At 42.4% G+C, this 19,116-nt stretch carries 17 protein-coding genes and 1 pseudogene; 6 read left to right on the forward strand and 12 right to left on the reverse strand.

Annotated elements, in window-relative coordinates; genetic code table 11:
* Positions 1-160: 160 nt before the first annotated feature.
* Entirely contained in the window at positions 161-1,117 is a 957-nt protein-coding gene (locus AC58QG_RS14020; protein WP_497362632.1) for an SDR family NAD(P)-dependent oxidoreductase, read from the reverse strand.
* A 103-nt stretch (positions 1,118-1,220) separates the two neighbouring features.
* Between AC58QG_RS14020 and AC58QG_RS14025 the strand changes: the two genes are divergently transcribed.
* Positions 1,221-1,766: a TetR/AcrR family transcriptional regulator gene (locus AC58QG_RS14025; RefSeq protein WP_497362633.1), complete on the forward strand. Its 546-nt coding sequence runs from the start codon at positions 1,221-1,223 to the stop codon at positions 1,764-1,766.
* A gap of 290 nt (positions 1,767-2,056) precedes the next feature.
* On the opposite strand, the gene AC58QG_RS14030 is transcribed toward AC58QG_RS14025, so the two are convergent.
* The gene (locus AC58QG_RS14030; RefSeq protein WP_497362634.1) at positions 2,057-3,022 is read right to left on the reverse strand and encodes an aldo/keto reductase; all 966 of its coding nucleotides are present in this window, start codon (positions 3,020-3,022) and stop codon (positions 2,057-2,059) included.
* A 32-nt stretch (positions 3,023-3,054) separates the two neighbouring features.
* Entirely contained in the window at positions 3,055-5,757 is a 2,703-nt protein-coding gene (locus tag AC58QG_RS14035) for a UxaA family hydrolase (RefSeq protein WP_497362635.1), read from the reverse strand.
* A gap of 292 nt (positions 5,758-6,049) precedes the next feature.
* Between AC58QG_RS14035 and AC58QG_RS14040 the strand changes: the two genes are divergently transcribed.
* Complete coding sequence (locus AC58QG_RS14040; RefSeq protein WP_497362636.1) at positions 6,050-6,952, forward strand: helix-turn-helix domain-containing protein; 903 nt, start codon at positions 6,050-6,052, stop codon at positions 6,950-6,952.
* A 256-nt stretch (positions 6,953-7,208) separates the two neighbouring features.
* Here the strand turns inward: AC58QG_RS14040 and AC58QG_RS14045 are convergent, their stop codons facing one another.
* From AC58QG_RS14045 to AC58QG_RS14085, 9 genes and pseudogenes are all read right to left on the reverse strand, one after another.
* Positions 7,209-8,117, reverse strand: coding sequence for an MORN repeat-containing protein (locus tag AC58QG_RS14045; RefSeq protein WP_497362637.1), 909 nt, complete (start codon positions 8,115-8,117; stop codon positions 7,209-7,211).
* Positions 8,118-8,315: 198 nt separating this feature from the next.
* Positions 8,316-8,666 (reverse strand): VOC family protein, encoded by a 351-nt coding sequence (locus AC58QG_RS14050; protein ID WP_497362638.1) that lies wholly within the window; start codon positions 8,664-8,666, stop codon positions 8,316-8,318.
* Positions 8,667-8,832: 166 nt separating this feature from the next.
* Positions 8,833-9,365, reverse strand: a pseudogene (locus AC58QG_RS14055) (DUF2711 family protein).
* A 94-nt stretch (positions 9,366-9,459) separates the two neighbouring features.
* Complete coding sequence (locus tag AC58QG_RS14060; RefSeq protein ID WP_497362639.1) at positions 9,460-9,876, reverse strand: DUF4304 domain-containing protein; 417 nt, start codon at positions 9,874-9,876, stop codon at positions 9,460-9,462.
* 194 nt (positions 9,877-10,070) lie between these two features.
* Positions 10,071-10,565, reverse strand: coding sequence for an SMI1/KNR4 family protein (locus AC58QG_RS14065; RefSeq protein WP_497362856.1), 495 nt, complete (start codon positions 10,563-10,565; stop codon positions 10,071-10,073).
* A gap of 238 nt (positions 10,566-10,803) precedes the next feature.
* On the reverse strand, positions 10,804-11,193 hold the full coding sequence (locus tag AC58QG_RS14070) for a GNAT family N-acetyltransferase (RefSeq protein WP_497362640.1): 390 nt from the start codon (positions 11,191-11,193) through the stop codon (positions 10,804-10,806).
* Between the two features lie 233 nt (positions 11,194-11,426).
* Positions 11,427-12,050 carry a hypothetical protein gene (locus tag AC58QG_RS14075; protein WP_497362641.1) on the reverse strand — a complete coding sequence of 208 codons (624 nt, stop codon included), beginning with the start codon at positions 12,048-12,050 and terminating at the stop codon, positions 11,427-11,429.
* A 186-nt stretch (positions 12,051-12,236) separates the two neighbouring features.
* Positions 12,237-13,079: a hypothetical protein gene (locus AC58QG_RS14080; RefSeq protein ID WP_497362642.1), complete on the reverse strand. Its 843-nt coding sequence runs from the start codon at positions 13,077-13,079 to the stop codon at positions 12,237-12,239.
* A gap of 317 nt (positions 13,080-13,396) precedes the next feature.
* Positions 13,397-13,675 (reverse strand): hypothetical protein, encoded by a 279-nt coding sequence (locus tag AC58QG_RS14085; RefSeq protein ID WP_497362643.1) that lies wholly within the window; start codon positions 13,673-13,675, stop codon positions 13,397-13,399.
* An 828-nt stretch (positions 13,676-14,503) separates the two neighbouring features.
* Here AC58QG_RS14085 and AC58QG_RS14090 point away from each other — a divergent pair.
* The 4 genes from AC58QG_RS14090 to AC58QG_RS14105 all read left to right on the forward strand — a co-directional run bounded on the left by AC58QG_RS14090 (position 14,504) and on the right by AC58QG_RS14105 (position 19,091).
* Positions 14,504-15,187: a response regulator transcription factor gene (locus tag AC58QG_RS14090; protein ID WP_497362644.1), complete on the forward strand. Its 684-nt coding sequence runs from the start codon at positions 14,504-14,506 to the stop codon at positions 15,185-15,187.
* 14 nt (positions 15,188-15,201) lie between these two features.
* A complete protein-coding gene (locus AC58QG_RS14095; protein ID WP_497362645.1) occupies positions 15,202-16,233 on the forward strand; it encodes a sensor histidine kinase in 1,032 nt (343 codons plus the stop codon).
* A 154-nt stretch (positions 16,234-16,387) separates the two neighbouring features.
* On the forward strand, positions 16,388-17,173 hold the full coding sequence (locus tag AC58QG_RS14100; RefSeq protein WP_497362646.1) for an ABC transporter ATP-binding protein: 786 nt from the start codon (positions 16,388-16,390) through the stop codon (positions 17,171-17,173).
* A complete protein-coding gene (locus AC58QG_RS14105; RefSeq protein WP_497362647.1) occupies positions 17,157-19,091 on the forward strand; it encodes an FtsX-like permease family protein in 1,935 nt (644 codons plus the stop codon). The genes AC58QG_RS14100 and AC58QG_RS14105 overlap by 17 nt, the downstream gene beginning before the upstream one ends.
* The last annotated feature ends 25 nt before the right edge of the window (positions 19,092-19,116 follow it).

The raw sequence follows: 19,116 nt of genomic DNA on the forward strand, positions 1-19,116 counted from the left end.
CAAAATTATTATGTCCCTAATTCTATTTTATGAACGCGAAGACGATGTACACAGACCCAAACGAACTTTTCAAGACCCTGTGTTTCCAACTCGACTGTTCTCATTTTATAATCTCCTCCAACTGACCAAGTTATTCACCATTTGCTCTATTCACGATGGCTCATGTCAAAAGTTCTTCACTGATTGTCCAAAGCTTCTCAGCCGACTCCGGATCAATGGCCCACAGGCGAACCCCCCGTTGGAGATCGCTGTCTGCCGGTAGCAGTTCTGCGATATCGCCATCTTCGCAATAGACGCCACCTTTACCATTCAGCGTCGGGCTGACTGCACACCACACGGATGTGGCAGCCCCTTGCTCGGCGGTTTTGAAGCCTCCGGAAGATGTATAGGTTCCGTCTTCGTTACGTATTACGCCCCAAGCAGCTAAATCCCCATCGCTCAAGTGCCGGACCAAGCCGGATAGGATGGCGCCGGGATGAACCGCAAAAGCGCGCACGCCGTGCTCTCTTCCTCGTTTATCTAGCTCAATGGCAAACAACGAACACGCGGTCTTTGACTCCCCGTAGGAGACAAACTTGTCGTACGGTCTCCTTGTGAAATGCAGATCGTCAAAATCGATCGGTCCTGCCATATGAGCAATGGAAGATAGAGCGACAACCCTAGCGTCCCCCGAACTCTTTAATTCTTCCCATAAGCGTAATGTCAGTTGAAAATGACCCAAGTAATTCGTCGCGAAATGAGTGTCGAATCCCCGCTCGTCTCGAATATTAGGAGGGAAGCTGACTCCTGCATTTAGAATCAGAAGGTCGAGCGTACGATAAGAACTCCGGAATACGTCGGCGAACTCGTCTATTGAGGAGGGATCCGCAAGATCAAGGCGGATCACCTTAACATTACTCAGTGGTGCTAGAACTTCCTGTGCTTTATTAATATCTCGGGCACCGACAATGACAGTAGCACCGGCTCCGGCAAGCGCGCGAGTCGTTTCCAGTCCGATGCCTCCATGTCCCCCTGTGACGATTGCCACCTTACCGCTAAGGTCTTGTCCAGCCATTACCTCTTGCGCGGTCGTTTCGGGTCCAAATCCTGATTGCAACGATTTTTGCTCGATTGTCATTGTTGTTGCTCCTCTCAAAATCGCATTAGACATTAGACACTTAATGTATATGTGTCTATATTATACGAGTGTACAAAATCTGTAAAGTGTATAAAATAGGAATATGGACGATAAAAAGAAGCTTCATATTGTTGCAACGGCTTTAGAGATGTTCTTCAAGTACGGTTACAAGCGAGTATCGATGAATGAAATTGCGGAGGCTGCGGGCATCTCACGCGCAGGTCTCTATTTATTCTTTAAGAGTAAGGAGGAAATATTTAGCGCCGCAATTATTCAGTACGGCGACATCCTCATCGAGGAAATCAATAATGGGCTGTCGTCCCATCAAACAATGGAAGACAAAATGTTATTCGCCTTCGAAGTATGGGCGATCCGCAAATTCGACGAATCGCTCCGCTCGCCGGAATTTAAAGAGATAACGGATATCTATTATCTGTTTTCTCGAGAGGCACTCGAGATGAGCTACGTTAAATTTGAAGCCCTACTTACTTCCTTGTTGGAATTGCATCCTAGGGCCGCGAACAGCGCTATTCCTCAGGAGAGATTGGCTCATTTAATAACAGGCGCTTTTCACGGCTATAAACTTGTTGCCAAGAGCTCTGATGAGCTCCGCCAAATGATTCAGGACTTGCTTAAAATCGTCGTCTAAGAAGGTCAATTTGGAGCCTCTTGGACAAAAAGATCGTTCTATCGCCGTTTTCGGCTGAATAGAACGATCTTTCTTTTTTTGCTCAACTCTTTTTGAGAATATTGAAGTGTTCCCGACATTTTAAGGATGCGGAAACTTTCATAATTAGTGAGACTATCCGCAAAGTGAAGCAATTAAAAAATCCCGCCCCAAAGACATTCTCTTAGGGACGAGATTATTGTTCCAATTCATGAATCACCCGGGTAGCTAGGTCACGAATCGATCTAGATGATTATGATCTACCCCACCCATTAAGCCAATCGATTCTCTTCTGGATCTTCCGTATCATAGCCAAAGGCATCAAGCGCCGGCCATAGCTCAGGGGCAATCGGGTAATTCGCGAGCTCCAACGTCTGGGCTACCCGTTCCGGTTTGCTCATGCCGACGACCGTGCTGGCGATCCGCGGGTCGCGAAGCGAAAATTGAAGCGCTGCAGCGGCTAGTGGTACATCGTATTCCTGGCAAACTTTGGCGAACATGCGCGCTCGTTCCACTACGATTGGCGAAGCATCGCTATAGGCATACCGAGCGTATGCTTCCGGACCTTTAGCTAATATGCCGCTGCCATAAGGAGCGGCGTTAATGACGGCGACGTCCATGCGATTAGCGACATCAAGCAATGGTTCGGCAGCTCGATTGAGCAACGTATATCGATTGTGGGTTTCTACAGCGCTGAACGCTCCCGTTTCGACATAACGAATGAGCATATCGATCGGTCCGCCGGATATGCCGATGTGCTCGATGACTCCTTGCTCTTGAAACTTTTGAAGTACTTCTAAAGGTCCGCCGGGTCCCATCACATTTTCGAAGGTGGTATGTTCAGGATCGTGGATGTAAACGTATTGCAGACGCTCAAGTCCTAATCGTTCGAGACTTCCTTCGATGGAACGTTTGATCTGTTCGCCACTGAAGTCGCCGGTCTTGAAGTCGCGGTCGGCTTTGGTAGCCAACACGTAACCAGCCGGAAGTCCACCATTCGCTCGAATAGCCTTGCCAATCCGCCGTTCGCTCTCACCTTCGCCGTATGCTGCAGCCGTATCTATAAAGTTGATCGGGCTTTCGAAAGCGGTCCGGAGCGTTACCAATGCTTGTTCTTCCGACGTGCCGTACTGAAAGGTCTCCGGCATATCCCCGAGCGGAGCAGCTCCAATACATAGCGGTGATATGAGTAGGCCAGTATTGCCAAGTGGCCGTAGGGATAATAATGCGTTCGTCATGGAGTTTGCCTCGCTTTCTGATATTGTCTGCATTATAACGACACCCCCAAAAAGCCCCGTGTCATTTGAAAATCGATATTACCTTGCTGGTAGAGACGTGGTACATAAGTATGTTCCAAAATTTCTTTGCTACGCTCGAGTATATGATCCACCCATAAGCTCGGGTTGCCCTCGAGTACCAAATCGACATCTTGCTTATGGTTATGCAGCACGTCCAGATCCGACGTCAGTTGCAGCATTGGGACGAAAGGATGCGCCTGCATTGGACGATCACCGATCAGCGCGATTATTAATTCAACACCTGTGGCGGCGAGTCCTGTGATCGTCTCTACCCCATGCGTTGTTGGAGTCTCCATGATATGGAATCCAGTTCGGCGGACATGTTCCCCATAGGCGATAGACGGCCCAACTTGAGAAGCGCTAAATAGATGCTGACTGAACGCATCCTCGGCAAGCAATCCGCTGTTCTCGGGAACGACGACCAAGCCTCCGGCCCCGACAATCATCTTGGTCAGTGCCCCCAGCTGCTTGCCAGCATCTTTGTTAATGGCACCAACGCTTACGAGCCCGATGCGCAGCCCTTCCAAACCGACCGTTACCTTCTCCGCAGTATCGGTCGCAACCAATCGATCGGCGAACCAGGCTTCTACCTTCTCGCTAACCTTGGCAATTCCGCCGTCGAGCTGGATGCTGGCATAACCAAGACGGCTTGCATCGACGCCCATCACATCCATCTGATGGCGCATGTAGTCGTTATGTGTTTTCTCGCAACCATGCTCCAGCAGCAAACAATGTTCCACCATCGGATGCGTAATATAGCCGATCATCGTGCGGGCAAACAGCGATTCGGCTGGCCCCCCCGAAGTTCCACAGCCTTCCGTGTGTGCCAATGTGACAAAACGCGAGAGCTCAGGCTGTCCTGCTCCTTGCTCGTTCAGGCGCCTTGTGATCATGCCCGCTACCTGTCCGGCACAAAGACTGGTCGGCACGATCAAGCCAATATTGTCACTAGACTGCCGATTGCGATGTCGAGTAAAGGAAAATTGGATCGGGTTAGCCTTCATTATAGCATCATCTTCAATTTCTATCGGATCTCCTGTAGGTACAAGAGTGTGAAGCAGCGTCTCCAGCTGACTCGCATCGCTCTGCTGCCAGTTGCGCCAAATTTGTACTTGGGCATGGCCCGCCTTCTCGCCGACGCTTCGCTGACCAGAGGCAATTTGGAGCGCCAACTCAAATACCTCTTGGCCCAGCTCATCCATCGACTTGCCTTCCAAATACTGCCCCGCGTTCACATCCATATCGTTCGAAAGCAATTGGAAGCGGCGAGTTGTCGTGACCACCTTGACCGTAGGCACATATGGAAAGTTGGTGATCGAACCATTTCCCGTTGTAAAGAAGATCATGTTGCAGCCTGCGGCTACCTGTCCGGCGATGCTCTCCAGATCATTGCCAGGGCTATCCATGAAATAATAGCCGCCATACTTCATAAGCTCCCCGTACTCAGTTGCATAATCAATCCGTGTTGTCGGGTCTTTCTTCATAGCGGCGCCTATAGATTTGAGATAGATGTTGTACAAGCCGCGATACATGTTGCCACCTGACGGGTTACCTTCCGCACTGGTGCCGTGCCAGGACGTGCGCTCCTTAAATCGGTTCACAAGTTCCAAAAATTTGCGCGCGGTTTCAACGTTGCGTACTTTTGAGAGGACATAGGGCTCCGCGCCAATCAACTCGTCAGTTTCGGCTAGACTAGCCGCACCGCCGTAACGCACCAATTGTTCCGAAACCCAGCCGAGCAGCGGATTCGCGGATACTCCGGAAAATGCGTCCGAACCGCCGCATTGCAAGCCGATTCGCAAGTGGCTGATGGATTCAGGAGTTCGCTGCATCGTGTTGACCGTTGATAGCCATTCGCGTATTAACGCTTCACCATTAACTAGCTCCTCTTCGAAGCTTCCTGTGAGCGACACAAACTTATGCAGGACTTCATCGATCGGATAGCTATGCTCACGTGCATAAGCCTCCACCATCTTGTTCGTGACCGATTCATTGCCATAATCGACAACCAATACCCCTCCGACGTTCGGGTTGACCATGAAACCTGCGAGCGTCCGCAGCAGCAAGTCCACATTATTCGGCTTCTCTGTGCCGCCCTCCGTGTGAGCGACGGGAACGATCCCGTCTATATTCGAATCGTTCTTCCATTCTCCTTGCAGACGAGAGGCAAGCTCATTCACGTAGCTCCCCGTGTGCGAGGTGGTGCCGAGCAGTACGATGTAGTTCCGGGTGCCAACCCCGCGATCTTTATGGCGGCGATATCCCATGAAAGTGCGCGTATCCGTAAAAGCTGGCGATGCCTGAGCCGGCTGGAAGTTCTCCTCGTCAAGGATATAAGGAGAAACTTGATCCGCGAAATTGGGCTCCGCCGGCACCGCGAATGTCAACTGGCGCACACTGAGCGCTTTCCGCACTGTTTCGTTGATCACATAGTGGCCAGGCTGAATCGGCTTAAGCGCCACGCCGAAAGGCAAATGCCACGAGAGCAGATCTTCGCCAGGAGCGATCGCTTTCACCGCAAATCGATGGCCTTCCATAACCGTGTAATCCAAGGTGAGGATTTGGCCTTCATACTGAATGGCGGTACCAGAGTTCAATTGGTGAATCGCAACGGCGCAGTTATCCCCGGGCAAGGGAAGTCTTGCTACTTCTTCAAATTGGTAAACGACGTCCATCGATGACTAGCTCCTTTTGATGAGATTTTCCGAACAATCCAAATACTACGTTGGCAACACTTAAACTACCTGCCATTATCCGCAACCTAGAGTGTTATTAGGACGAATTCCAGGATTCGATTCAGCCTATGATAGAATAAATTAATTTTCTTCCAATGTTGGTGCTGCTTAATAATATTGTACCAAGATTATGGCATTTGTTAATTCTTTACCTTTGCAAAAACATACTCTATTTTGATATTCTATATATAAGACAAATAATGAAGTGAGTTGATCTGGGGAGGCTCGCAAAATGCAAAAACCGCTTATAAAGAACTTTATTAACGACCACCTCCTGCCATTTGACATTGTATTTAAGGACAAAAAGACACCAATTCGAGAACTTCCAGAGCATCTTCATGATCGCTTTGAATTGGTTTATGTTTATAGTGGAAAAGGTACGTTTTTCTTAAACCAAATGCTCTATGAGATGAATGAAGGAGACCTCTTCATCATTCCTGGCAATACTATTCATCAGGCATTGCCAGATTCTGAATCTCCTATTACTGCCACTGCTGTCTTTTTTGATCCGCAACTGATCGGACATTATTCAGCAGGTGATTCGTTTACGAATATGCAAGTTTTTGAGCGAGCACGAAAATATAAGAGCTATAAGCTTGTTGTCCCAGCAGCCATGCGCCCTGTGCTTGAAGAAAAACTCAAACAAATGCATGATGAATTGGAACGACACGAAGCTGGTTTTAGATACGCAATTCAACTACATTTAAATAGCCTTCTGATCAGCATTAATCGTTTGATATTAAAAGAATCCCATCATCAACTGGCCGAGTCGGATGTCGGACCCTCCTGGTTACTAAACATACTTCAACACTTAGATCAGTATCACACTGACCAAATCGTTGGACTTTCGTATTTGGCTAAGCAGACTTCAATCTCAGCCGCTCATTTATCTAGGGTGTTTAAACAATTAACCGGGATGAACATCACCGACTATGTGAATGCCAAGCGAATTTCAACTGCAAAGGAGCAGCTTTTAACTACAAACTTAGGTATTGATACCATCGCCCACAATTGCGGATATGAGAGCTTACCTTATTTTCATAAGTTATTTAAGAAGTTTACTGGCGTTACCCCAGGTCTATATCGAAGAAAAGTAATTAAAGAAATTAGCTTTCAAAAAGACAACATGAATTAAAAATGTGAAAGTATTTCAAGAGCAAATTATTGTAATAGTACTCACTGAAACTAATTATGAAGAGCCTGCTTATAAGAATAGCAGGTTTTGAAATTTTCTCAGTAATTATGACACCACCACACACAAGGTTTACATATCAATATAAACAAAAGCCCACTCCTTTGACGGAAGTGGGTTTTTGAACAGAACAACTTCCTTTTGTTACACTATCGTTTCCCGAGGGAGCTCAAGAACCTTACTCATGATCAAATTACATTTATTCTTTATCTGAAATTAAAGGCTTACTTTCATTCAATTGGTCTTTATTGAAAACTAGTTCCCCACGTGTCCAAAATCCTTTTTGTACAAATCCGTCTCGATGAACTTTGATTCCATAACCATGTTCCAAGTTATCTTGCCAACCGCCTTCAAAGACAGTTCCATCTTTCCACTTATAGATTCCATTGCCATAAAACAGTCCATCTCTCCATTCTCCCCGATAACTATCACCATTAGCGTATTCTTTAACACCAAATCCATATTCACTATCATTAAACCATTGCCCTTCATATTTAGACCCATCGGACCAATGATACACGCCAGTTCCCCACTTTAGTCCCTTCTTCAATTGTCCCTGGTAATTTTCACCAGATTCATACTCAATGGAGAACATATTTTCAATTTCATTTACCCAATTTCCTTCAACCGCTATATTGTCAATATGAAAAATGGATTTTATTTCCGAAGGTTGTCTCTCATGTTTAGATGGAATACTTAATGTTGCAACTCGGGGTTTGAGCAATAAAGGGGCTGGAATAAATTGATCATCTATGAAGGTTCTATAATACCACGATGTCAAATCATATATTTCAAAAAAGAGTTGTTCCACTTGATTAAGCTCAATAAAAATAGAACTCTCTCTTGTGTCAAAGTATTCTAACTGTTTTAACGTAGTTACCATTTGAGTTGGAAGGATATCAATCCTCATTATTGCTGTTAAATTAATAAAAGGTTCGGAATCATCATTTTTTACATTTTCATTTACAAGAATCATTTTAATGAGTAAACGACCTATTTCTTTTAATTGATTTAATGCAATAGTGTGATCAAAATCAATGGTTTGTTCAACTTGATCAGCTAATATATAGATTTCAGGCAGTTCACTTTGAAATACTTTAAAGCTCATCCCTTACCCCTCTTTTTACCCATATTTACCCAAATAATTTCTACATGATCATTAAACTATCCTGCCCGTTAACATAATGAAGCTGCCAATCAACGGCAGCTTCTCTAATTATGTTTATTCAACAAACGTTATCCGTTACTTCAACGTTCTATCTTTTAAAAAACCAAATATCAACTGAAACCACTTGCAATATTCCCGTTATTTGTACTGGATGAGACCAAACCGTATGCCCTGTGGATCGAACAAGTAGGCAAGATAAAAATCACCGAAGTCCATTTTATCCGTATCTTGCTTTGCACCGTTTTCTACGGCTTTTGAAATGGTTTCGTCGATGGAATCCACTTGAATTGTGATTTGTACTCGTTGTGAAATATCCTTCGGGGAGCGTGTAATACCACCGTCTATACCAGGTAAATCACTCGATCCTGTCGTTACAGGCCAGTAATCCCAATTGGGTTTCCCTATTTTCCAATCAAACACATTGGCATAAAACTGAGTTGCTCCTTCCGGATCCTGAGAACCCAGATCAAACAAAACGACACGGTTCATATTAACACTCCTTTGTCTATTTCCATACAATAAACATTATAAGATTCCAATAACTGGAAGGTCAATCGATTTATCCTGTTTACACTATAACTGCTGGAAGTATTTTTAGATTACTAATTCGTTAATCTCCCGTTAGCGGGGTAAAGGGCTGCCACGCGGCAGCCCTTTACTGTTCTTTAGGAGCTAACTCACACATTTCCAGTTCGGTAGCATCCTTGATTCGCAATTCACCAGATTGATCAAAAATCGGATCAGAATACATGAAAGAATTTGCTCCATTAGAACTCAGAACCTCGAGAATACCTGTAATTAAATATTCCGATATATTGTCTTACCGAGGATAGTAAAGCTCTTTGGATAGATTGTAATTTAGTAATTCTGCTAAATCTTCTCGAGCAAATTCTTTCTTTAATGCTGATATAGATGTCTTTAGTGCAACAGCGAGTTCTTCATATGATATTATCCCTGTCTCTTGCATGACTTCTTTCCAAGGCTTGGGTTTGCAAATTCTGTATAAACATGTTCATATTCACTCTTTTTCTTCATATCTGTCCAACCAATTGGCATTATAATAAACGGATTGAGTAATATCGCCGCTTCTTTAAACGGGTGAGGTAACTGCTCTAAGATTGGCGTTTCATAATTAAAGCATATGTAATTCATAGAGACCTCCTTCAAGCGATAAACAACGCTAACCATACTATATTCATTTAGCTAATCTCCTGTTACGTAAGAAAAGGCCGATCCACTTTGGTTCGACTGCCTGATGCTGTTATTGAACTCTCGTTCTCCGTTAGCTCAATGGTTGGTAATCAGTTACGGTCCAATATTCATCCGCTTCACTTAGATTTTTTAATGCCTTGTATGCAACTTTATCGTAGATATTACCGAACAAGTTAAATTTGTCATACCTAAACCAATTGTCTTTATCTCCAATCCTTTTTCTATTTTTAAGATTCAAATCATATGGGGTTACTTTGTTCGGCGGGACTTTTTCTCCCCAATGATGAGTATGACCTGCTGGAGGACAAACGGCTACTTCGATGATGAAACCACCACCATACTTATCGAATTGAAATGTTAGGAGGTCTATTTTCTGTTCGGTTACTCTTCGAAAATGCGGAAATGTACCCTTGAAGCCACGCTCGCGCAAGCTGGGAATAACGATGTTTTTCAGTGAGTTTAGCATTTTATCTCTTTCTACTGACAACTACAATCACCCCACCTTATTTCTTTATTCGGTAGATGTTAGGATTCGATAATTCGTTGCATTATCCTCCCGTTACTTTAACGAAACTAGGGAGCAACTGCCGCGTGGCGAGTTGCTCCCTGCTTATTACGTTATCGTTACCCGCTAGCGTATTGAACATCCACAATTTAGTTGAAGTTTCGTAAGAACTAAGATCACTTTATTTCATTAAATATGCGTAACCATTCACTATACAACTCGTCATCATCCATATCGTCTTCACTATAGAATGCATATAACAGGTAATCGTAAAAGGATGTTGTTTGAGGTAGAATCCCATCTTTCTCATGATTTGACCACGACACAACTTTACAATCACCATTACTTATTGTTGTTAGATCTAAACAAGTTACATACTCATCGCAATTTTCTACTACTACAAGGTGTTCTGGTAATCCAAGTGCTCTGTATTTATTTGTGACTTCTACAACTGTTAGACTTCCATCCTTCCCTATTCCTTCTATACAACGACCCGAAATTCCACCATAACCATAATTCCTAACGAACCACCTGTAACTATCAGGAAGTTCTATTTTTAAGGCTTTATCTATTTCTAAAATCTGCTCACTAATTGTTTCTCCGATAAAGAAACCTAATTTTCCGAAATTCGAGATTAATCTCTCTACGTATTGCTTACTCAGAATATTCACCCTCAATTGTGTTGATCCATCTAATTAGAGAAGTTAGCGATAAATTACTCGAAGGCAGGTTTATAACATTCTAATTCTAGGTGAATGTTGCGTTAACCTGCCCTTTAGCTTAATGAAAAAGGAGCAGTTGCCGCGTCGGCAAACTGCTCCTGGATCTCTGAACTAACGTTCAGCGTTAGGGAGTTTAATGACAAAAATAATGTTGCCTCTCGATAAATGTACGTATTCACCAATCACTTCAAGACTCTGTCCATTCATACTTAATATCATCAAGCTGCTCTTCATTTTCATTTCCTCTGCCAACAATTCTAAAACCGTTTATCTCATAAAATTTCTGTGCTTTCTTGTTGACATCAAAAGTGAATAAAAACAGATTACCTTCAGATTGCTGTTTGGCGAGGTTCAAGAGCCTGTTCCCTATTCCTCTTCCTTGATATTGCGTATGAACGTATAACTGATTGACCCAATTCTCGTTACAAGCTAGTATGCCTACTACTTGCTCCCCTGAAGCTTCAATTGCAAGATATACTTTATTATTTGTGACCAAAATGTTATTAAAAAAAATACATGATTCTCTAAAGAATGTATCGCTTTTTGCCCAATCGCTTGTTCCTTGCTCTCTCTCCACATTTTAACCGTTTGTAACGCATATGAAGGGTCATATTCGATAATTGTAAATTCCATTCGAATCATCTCCTTTTGTATTATTTATTCATATGCGGTTTTATGGAAAACATTAACATTAACCACATGGTCGAATGTACGTGACCAAAGTTGCTTTAACCTGCCCGTTACTTGAATGAAAACAGGGAGCAGCTGCCTTGGCAATCTGCTCCCTGTTTATTGTGCTATCGTTTCTCGCTAGTGCAATGCATTTTCTTCTTTTAATTCGGAAAAATTGGAATAAAATACGTTATCTGTTACTGTCATACGCATATACTTCATTGTATCCTGTGCGTTAATGTCGTGCGGGTGGATGTATGCCATAAAACCAGTAGTCTTATCTAATTTATCAAGAATAGGTGTTAATCGCTTTATAACATTCACAAGCATTTCTTTAAATTTTTCACTATGTTGATGTGAAATTTCCATCTGTGCATCCATTGCTTCATCATCGTCTGGATCAATTTCATCCATATCTCCGACGCTTACCTGATAGAATATATCGAGAAATTCACTTACGTCTTCTGAAAAATCAATAAAGTCTCTAAAAGAAAAACCACTTATGTCATATTTATAACCACAAATACCATCGATTCCATATTCCCTATAAAGATGTTTATACTTTTCTTCATATTCATTTATCCTTTTTGCAAGACCACCTTCTGTTTCTAAGCTTGCCAGGATACTTCCATGAACCTCATCACAATCGAAAACAAACGCATATACTTTTAAGTTGCCTTCTGATTTACTGAAGTTTTCTAAAGCAACGGCACATTCCTGAAATAAAGTATCTTCAAACTTTCTATAATTAATGTTATCCAAGTTCTCAGCTCCAAAATTCAATTATTATATAAAATAGTCCTCTTCTCCAACTATACAATTCTGCCCGTTCTGGGAAACAAAAACGGCTGCCGAAGCAACCGCTATTCCGCTATCGTTTCATATTGAACAAACGTTCACCGTTAGTTGAATGGACTGTCGTACATTCGGTTTTTAAACACAATCCGTTCACAGAATGCGTTGAAACGATCGAAAATCGGATGGATTGAGGCCCGACATTCGGCATAGTCTCAGATAACTGTACGCATATTTATAATAATGGCCATGCCTGCTTTCAGCAAATGCCTTTTCCCAGTAGGAAGGTTCCAATGGATTCAACTCGGTTTCCGTAACCACCGAATCGGATTCAACCCAATTTTCCTCGAGTGTATTTGCATAAGTCAAGATGTTGATTCTTGCGTAAAAGGCCGGATCGAGGTTGTCGTGTACATAATTGCGATAAGCTTGTTTCATTTCCACAATAGCGTGACCATGCGTAAGGATATGCCCCAACTGCATATCGCCTTTCTCCATTTGCAACGGTCTTTGAAAGTCTTGGAGTAAGCCTAGCACAGTCTCCGGAGTCAACTGCAAGCTTAAACCTGTATTCGGTATGCCGTCAGGTTCAATCACGATATTCTCCCCATTCACAGTAACAAAACCAGGACCTGATGCTGCGAAACTTCTAACAATTTTCCCCATGGCATCAAACATTTCGGCAGTTGCCGGAATGTTTGAACGAGAGAGCGTACTCAGCAAATAGAAAGTGTAAATCACGTCATGACCAAGAGCATGGCATGTATGGTGATTTTGGACAAGCATTCTCATCATTTGGGCAGTAAAGCCTTCGTATTCTTTGTTTCCCCGATACTGCTGTTCGTTTGCATGTTCATCCACAATTTTGACAAGATTTTTACAAATCAAATCTTCCAACAAGGCAGGTACAAGTTTTTCTTCCAAGAGTTTAGTCAAGGCTATAACCGCACATGCCCAATGTCCTTCCCACATATTGCTTTGTGAGGATTCGATCATTTTTTGGCAAGCCCATTTCCTATAGAAATCTATCTCCAAATCAATCATCACCTCTCACTCTGATAGAGCTTTTCTTATAATGCAATATGTATCTCAAGTCTGTTTTAGACTTAATTCAACTGCCCGTTAGCAGGGAAAACAAAAACGGCTGCCGAAGCAACCGCTATTTCGCTATCGTTCTGCGTTAGTTTCATGAATCACTTCACACGAGGGGTCTTTTACAAATCCTTTGAATTCTGATATATATAAACAACGTATTTTTCTCCCAGTTGTACAAGAAGCAATTCAGATTGCATTTGACCTTGAATCGTAAATATCTATGTCCCAACTTGGAGTTTAGTTGCCATGTAATCTCCAAAAATATTGCCATCTTTGTACTCTTTTCTTACCTCGCCTAACTCATGATTTATTTTCAAATCCATTTGTTTGTATTGCTCCTGCTCTTCGACACGTTTATAAAAACGTGCACCATAGACACATAGAATGTCCGCGTCTTTGTTCTGTTTAAATATCTTCTCTGATGCGGAGGTTCTCTCCATTTGACTAATCTTATTTGCCCCTTCAATTTTTGGGTCTTTATAGCGTCCAATTATCATTAATAGCAAAATGCATGAGACGATAACAACAGGTCCCGCCACGATAAATATTATTTTTTCACTGATTCGCCCCCTACATTATCTGACGTACTTGCCATGTATTTGTTTCGTTCATATTTAACTTGCCTGCCGCCCCTTACTATAATAAACAAAAGAGGAGCTGCTGCGAAGGCAAGCCCCTTAACTATCGTTTATCGTTAGCGGAATCTCTTTTGTACTATCGGTACTGGTTCGGATCATATGGCTTAAAAATATCTCACAAAGAAATCACGGAGAGCGCGTGCGGGAACAGAAGGCGTTATATATTTTTACAACATTTCCCATAAAAAAGGCAAGTTGCACGCTTCTCTCCACAAGCTCCTTGGGGATTCAATCTCCGTGTGATATTGGTTAAATGATAATTTTATTTGGCACTGAGTAGCCCACAAAATAAAACAAACCGCAACAGCATTAGCTGATGTGGCCAAGAATTATTACCAGTTTCCATTTTCAAAGTCTTTATTATCAAGTTCTTTTATAAATACCGATACCTATCTAACCCTCTTCCACAGAACTAAGATACAGTTTAATCGGCAATGTCTTTTCTTTCAAGTCTTACTGCACAGTTCACATGTGTGGTATGTATATATTTTGTTACTGGTGCTGCTCCTACGGATGATCATTTATACATCTATCTTGTAATCATTCGTAATATCAGCAATCTTAGGATACGTTCTGGTCATTGTAACGGACGTATCACCGACATTTACCAAACGAAATGATACTTTGTTATACTTAATAATAGCTTAATTATAGAAATTAGATTTTTGAATATAGGAGGTTCACTTTATGGAGTTTAATATATTTATTGTTGAAGATGACCATGCTTTATTTGAATCGTTGAAAGAAGGGCTTGAAGCTTGGACGTTTCGGGTTATGAGACCAAATGATTTTAACGATGTCATGCGTTCGTTTATTGAACAACAACCTCATCTCGTTATTATGGATATCACGCTCCCTAAATTTGATGGTTTTCATTGGTGTAGAGAGATTCGCTTCGTATCCGAGGTGCCTATTATTTTCTTATCCTCTCGCGATCACCCATTAGATATGGTCATGGCGCTGAATATGGGGGCAGATGACTTTGTTCAGAAACCATTTCATACGAATGTGCTAACTGCCAAAATTCAAGCGCTTCTTCGCAGAACCTATGCTTATGGGGAAGGCCAGACAGATTTTCATGAATGGAACGGTGCCTTGATTGATTTAAAACGAGGCGTTATCCGAAAATCAGACGAGGAAATAGACTTGACGAAAAACGAATGTTTTTTGTTGATCACGCTCGTAAAGGCAAACAATAACGTAATCTCACGTGATGATTTGATACGAAAGCTGTGGGATGACGAGCAGTTCGTGAACGATAATACCCTTACAGCCAATATCACCCGTTTGCGAAAAAAATTAGAGCAGTTTGGACTTTCAGATGCGATTGTAACTAAGAAAGGAATGGGTTACATAGCCATTACTTTATAGGAGGAATAAGTGCAATGTTACTTCACTATATTGTTACAAGAAAAAGCTGGATTCTGCTGTTTGTCAGCTTGCTAGGTTTGACCGACTTACTTATCCTTTTTGAACAAGGTTATAGGGTGGAGTTTACATCTCTCATCTATTTAAATGCTCTCAATATCATCATATTTCTTTTGTTTTTCCTATGTCGTTTTAAGAAGGAAACCAAATATATAGCAGAAATTTCCAAACTGCAAGAAGTCATGGCTTCAGATTGGATCGAGAGCCTCCCAGACCCTGTTAATGAAATGGATAAGATAACGAATAATTTATTACTAAAAGCCTTTTACCAGTTCAAACGTCAACTTTCACAGTTTAAGGAGTTCCAATTGATTGAAAATGATTTTACAGCCTCTTGGATTCACGAGGTTAAAACGCCTCTTACCGCAATGAAACTAATTTTAGACGCACAAAAGAGTGATCCGGGCATACGTAAAATTGAAACAGAATGGCTGCGAATCCATTTACTCTTAGATCGTCAGTTGCATATGACACGTCTTCCCGCCTTAGAATCCGACTACGTTCTTGAACGAGTTTCTATACAACGTCTTGCCGCACAAGAAATCCGAGAACTTGCCCCCTGGTGTATAGAGAAAAATTTGGCAGTTAGCATCGAGGGAAATGATGCCATGGTCGTTACAGATCGTAAATGGTGCCGATTCATCATCCGGCAATTACTGACCAATGCCATTAAATACAGTCCCTCAGACAAGGCTCTAACTTTCATGACAGATGTGACGGAGAAAGAGAATGTCATCTTAGATTTGATAGACGAAGGTCCGGGGATACAGCCACATGACCTGCCACGTATTTTTGATAAAGGATTCACAGGCGAGAATGGAAGAATTCATAACGCCGCTACTGGACTCGGGCTATATCTTGCCCAGACTGTTGCAGGTAAAATAGGGATTACACTTCATGTCCAACCTAGTCAATCGCAAGGAACAACGATGCGAATCATCTTTACTGATATCAATGCATTCGAAACGATTAGAAGAGGGCAAGTGTAAATATTCCGTTATAAACAGCCAAGATTATTCTTGACTGTTTTTTATTTAACATGACAATTTCGTCACTTACCTATTCAACTTGTCACCTAAAACGTGCGACAAGACGGCGTTTCAACCGTAAACTTAAGCAGTAATCAGATTTGGGAGGTTCACTATGAATGAATGGAATGAACAAGGTACGGTTCTACATGCTCGAAATGTTCACAAAACATATGGTTCAAAGGGCGGAGCCCAACAGGTTTTAAAGGGAATTGATTTACGAGTTCTCCGCCAAGAATTCGTTGGGATTATGGGTCCCTCCGGTTCTGGTAAGACAACATTGCTTAACGTACTGGCGACAATTGACCGGACTACAGATGGCACGATTTTAATCGAAAACGAAGATATCTCTACCATGAGCAATACCGCCCTTTCTGCATTTCGTCGAAACAAACTTGGATTTATCTTTCAGGATTACAATCTACTTGACACGTTGACGGTAAAGGAAAACATACTTCTGCCAATATCTCTTAGCAAAATAAGCAAACAGCATGCAGAGAACGAGTTCACAGCGATTACAAATGTGCTTGGAATCAAGGAATTATCGCAAAAATACCCGTACGAAATATCAGGCGGACAAAAACAACGCACTGCTGCTGGACGTGCCCTTATCCACCAGCCTTCCATCGTCTTTGCTGACGAGCCTACTGGAGCATTAGATTCCAAATCCGCTTCATCGTTATTGTCTGTCATGGAAGAGGTTAATCAGAAAAGAAAGGTCACGATAATAATGGTCACGCATGATCCAGTCGCATCCAGCTACTGCAGCCGCGTGGTGTTTCTGAAAGATGGGAAGATTTATTCCGAACTGTACCGAGGAGAGAAATCTAGACAGTCGTTCTTTAAAGAAATCATCGATGTGCAGGCTGTATTAGGAGGCGACCATGTTGACGGTTTTTGATTTAGCGCTTCGCAGCATGCGACAAAATGTGAAGCATTACTATTTGTATTTCTTTTCTCTCATTTTTAGTATTAGTCTGTTCTTCGTCTTCGCTTCCTTGCAGCACGATCAGCAGGTTCAGACAATGATGGAATCAAGTATTAACTTTCTAGCAGCTTTTCAGTCTGCAGCAGCACTGCTCATTGTGATTGTCGGAATCTTTACCGTCTCATCTAACCGTATATTTCTACGTCGTCGCAGTCGTGAATTCGGATTGTATCAACTTATCGGCCTATCCAGGGGGTGGGTTGCCCGTTATTTAATCATTGAGAATGTGCTTCTCGGATTAGGTGCACTACTAGCGGGAATTATATGCGGAGCGTTGGTATCACGTTTATTTGTTTTGATTTTAATGAATTTGCTTAGTTTGGATGGCGTACCTGACATAAGCTTTTCTGTATCTGCAGCTTTTGAGACGGCAATGGTCTTTATTCTCATTATTGCCATTACTTTCGTTCAAGTGATATGGATGATTTATCGTAGTACGCTTCTACATTTATTCCAAGCAGATCAGCAGTCTGACCTTTCTAGTCGGCCTCCCTCTTTTCTTACGGCTATTGTTGCCGTGCTTGGTGCTGTGCTTATTGGATACGGCTACGAATTATCGGGTCGTATGGTAGATAAGCAACTAGTCTTCAATGCGCTGTTGGTCCTTGCATCTACTGTAACAGGAACCTATATATTGTTTCGTGTGACGATTAGGTGGTGCTTCTCCTGGCTTCGCAAACAGAAACAAGGACATCTTGGCTTGTATGATAGCCTGTCACTTGCACCGCTCATGCACCGAATGAAGGCTAATGCCAACTCGCTTACCTTAATTACTGTGTTATCAGCTTTAACAATTACACTTGTTACTACGGCCTATTCTTTCTATTACTCTGCAGAGCAAGACACCCGTATGGCGATGCCTTATGATTTTACTTTTGAGAATAAGCAGCAAGATGCACAGTTGTTTAAATCCGAGCTGGAGAGCCAAGGAATTAACTTCGACTACAACACAATTAAGGCGATTCGAACAACTGGCGTAATCCTTAATCCACTTCAAGGTTCTAGTTATAGAGAGGGAAGCTTGTTATGGCTCTCAGCCGAACAGCTTCAGAGAGCAGGGGCGAAACTATCCGTGCCTTCCTATGGCGAAGCCATAGAATACAATGCCTGGGCATCGAATGAATACGACGACATTGACACCTCAAAGCGTTATCCAACAACGATCGAGCTGCTGGCAGATGGACAGACTGATAGCTATCGGCTGAATGAACTAGTCGTAGAAAATCTCGTGAATTTCAATATACTAGGCAGCCAGGTGCTAGTGTCTGAAGCTACTTTGAAAGATATCGAGGACAGAATTTTCAATACTGCCGATTTTGAGACGGTACACATAGATAATTATCGCATTTCAGACAAAGATGGGCTTGCTCTAGCTGCCTCCCTCTACGAGAAATATAGAAATGGAGATCGTTTTATGAACGATTTCTATACAGATTATAGAAAGGCACTACAAACTTCCGGATTATTTATTTTCATAGCTGCCTTTCTAGGACTCGCTTTTCTTGCCTCTACCGGCAGCATCCTATATTTCAAACAAATGACCGAAGCAGAACAGGAAAGACAGAGCTTCAAGACGCTGCGGCAGCTAGGGTTCGACGTGCAGATGATTATGAAGGGCATTTTGCGGAAGCAGATCGTTGTGTTCCTTCTCCCCTTAGCTATCGGGGTTCTGCATTCGTTTTTTGCAGTGAGAGCAGCTTCTTTCATGATTATTTCGGACATTACCATTCCAACGATTGTTTCGGTAGTAGTTTATATCACCATCTATTTTCTGTTCGCACTGTTCACACTTAGTTACTATCGGAAAATCGTTCAAAACGCTTTAATATAAAACTTTTTAAAGGAGGTTAATTTTT

It is taken from the genome of Paenibacillus sp. J22P169, from assembly GCF_059691995.1.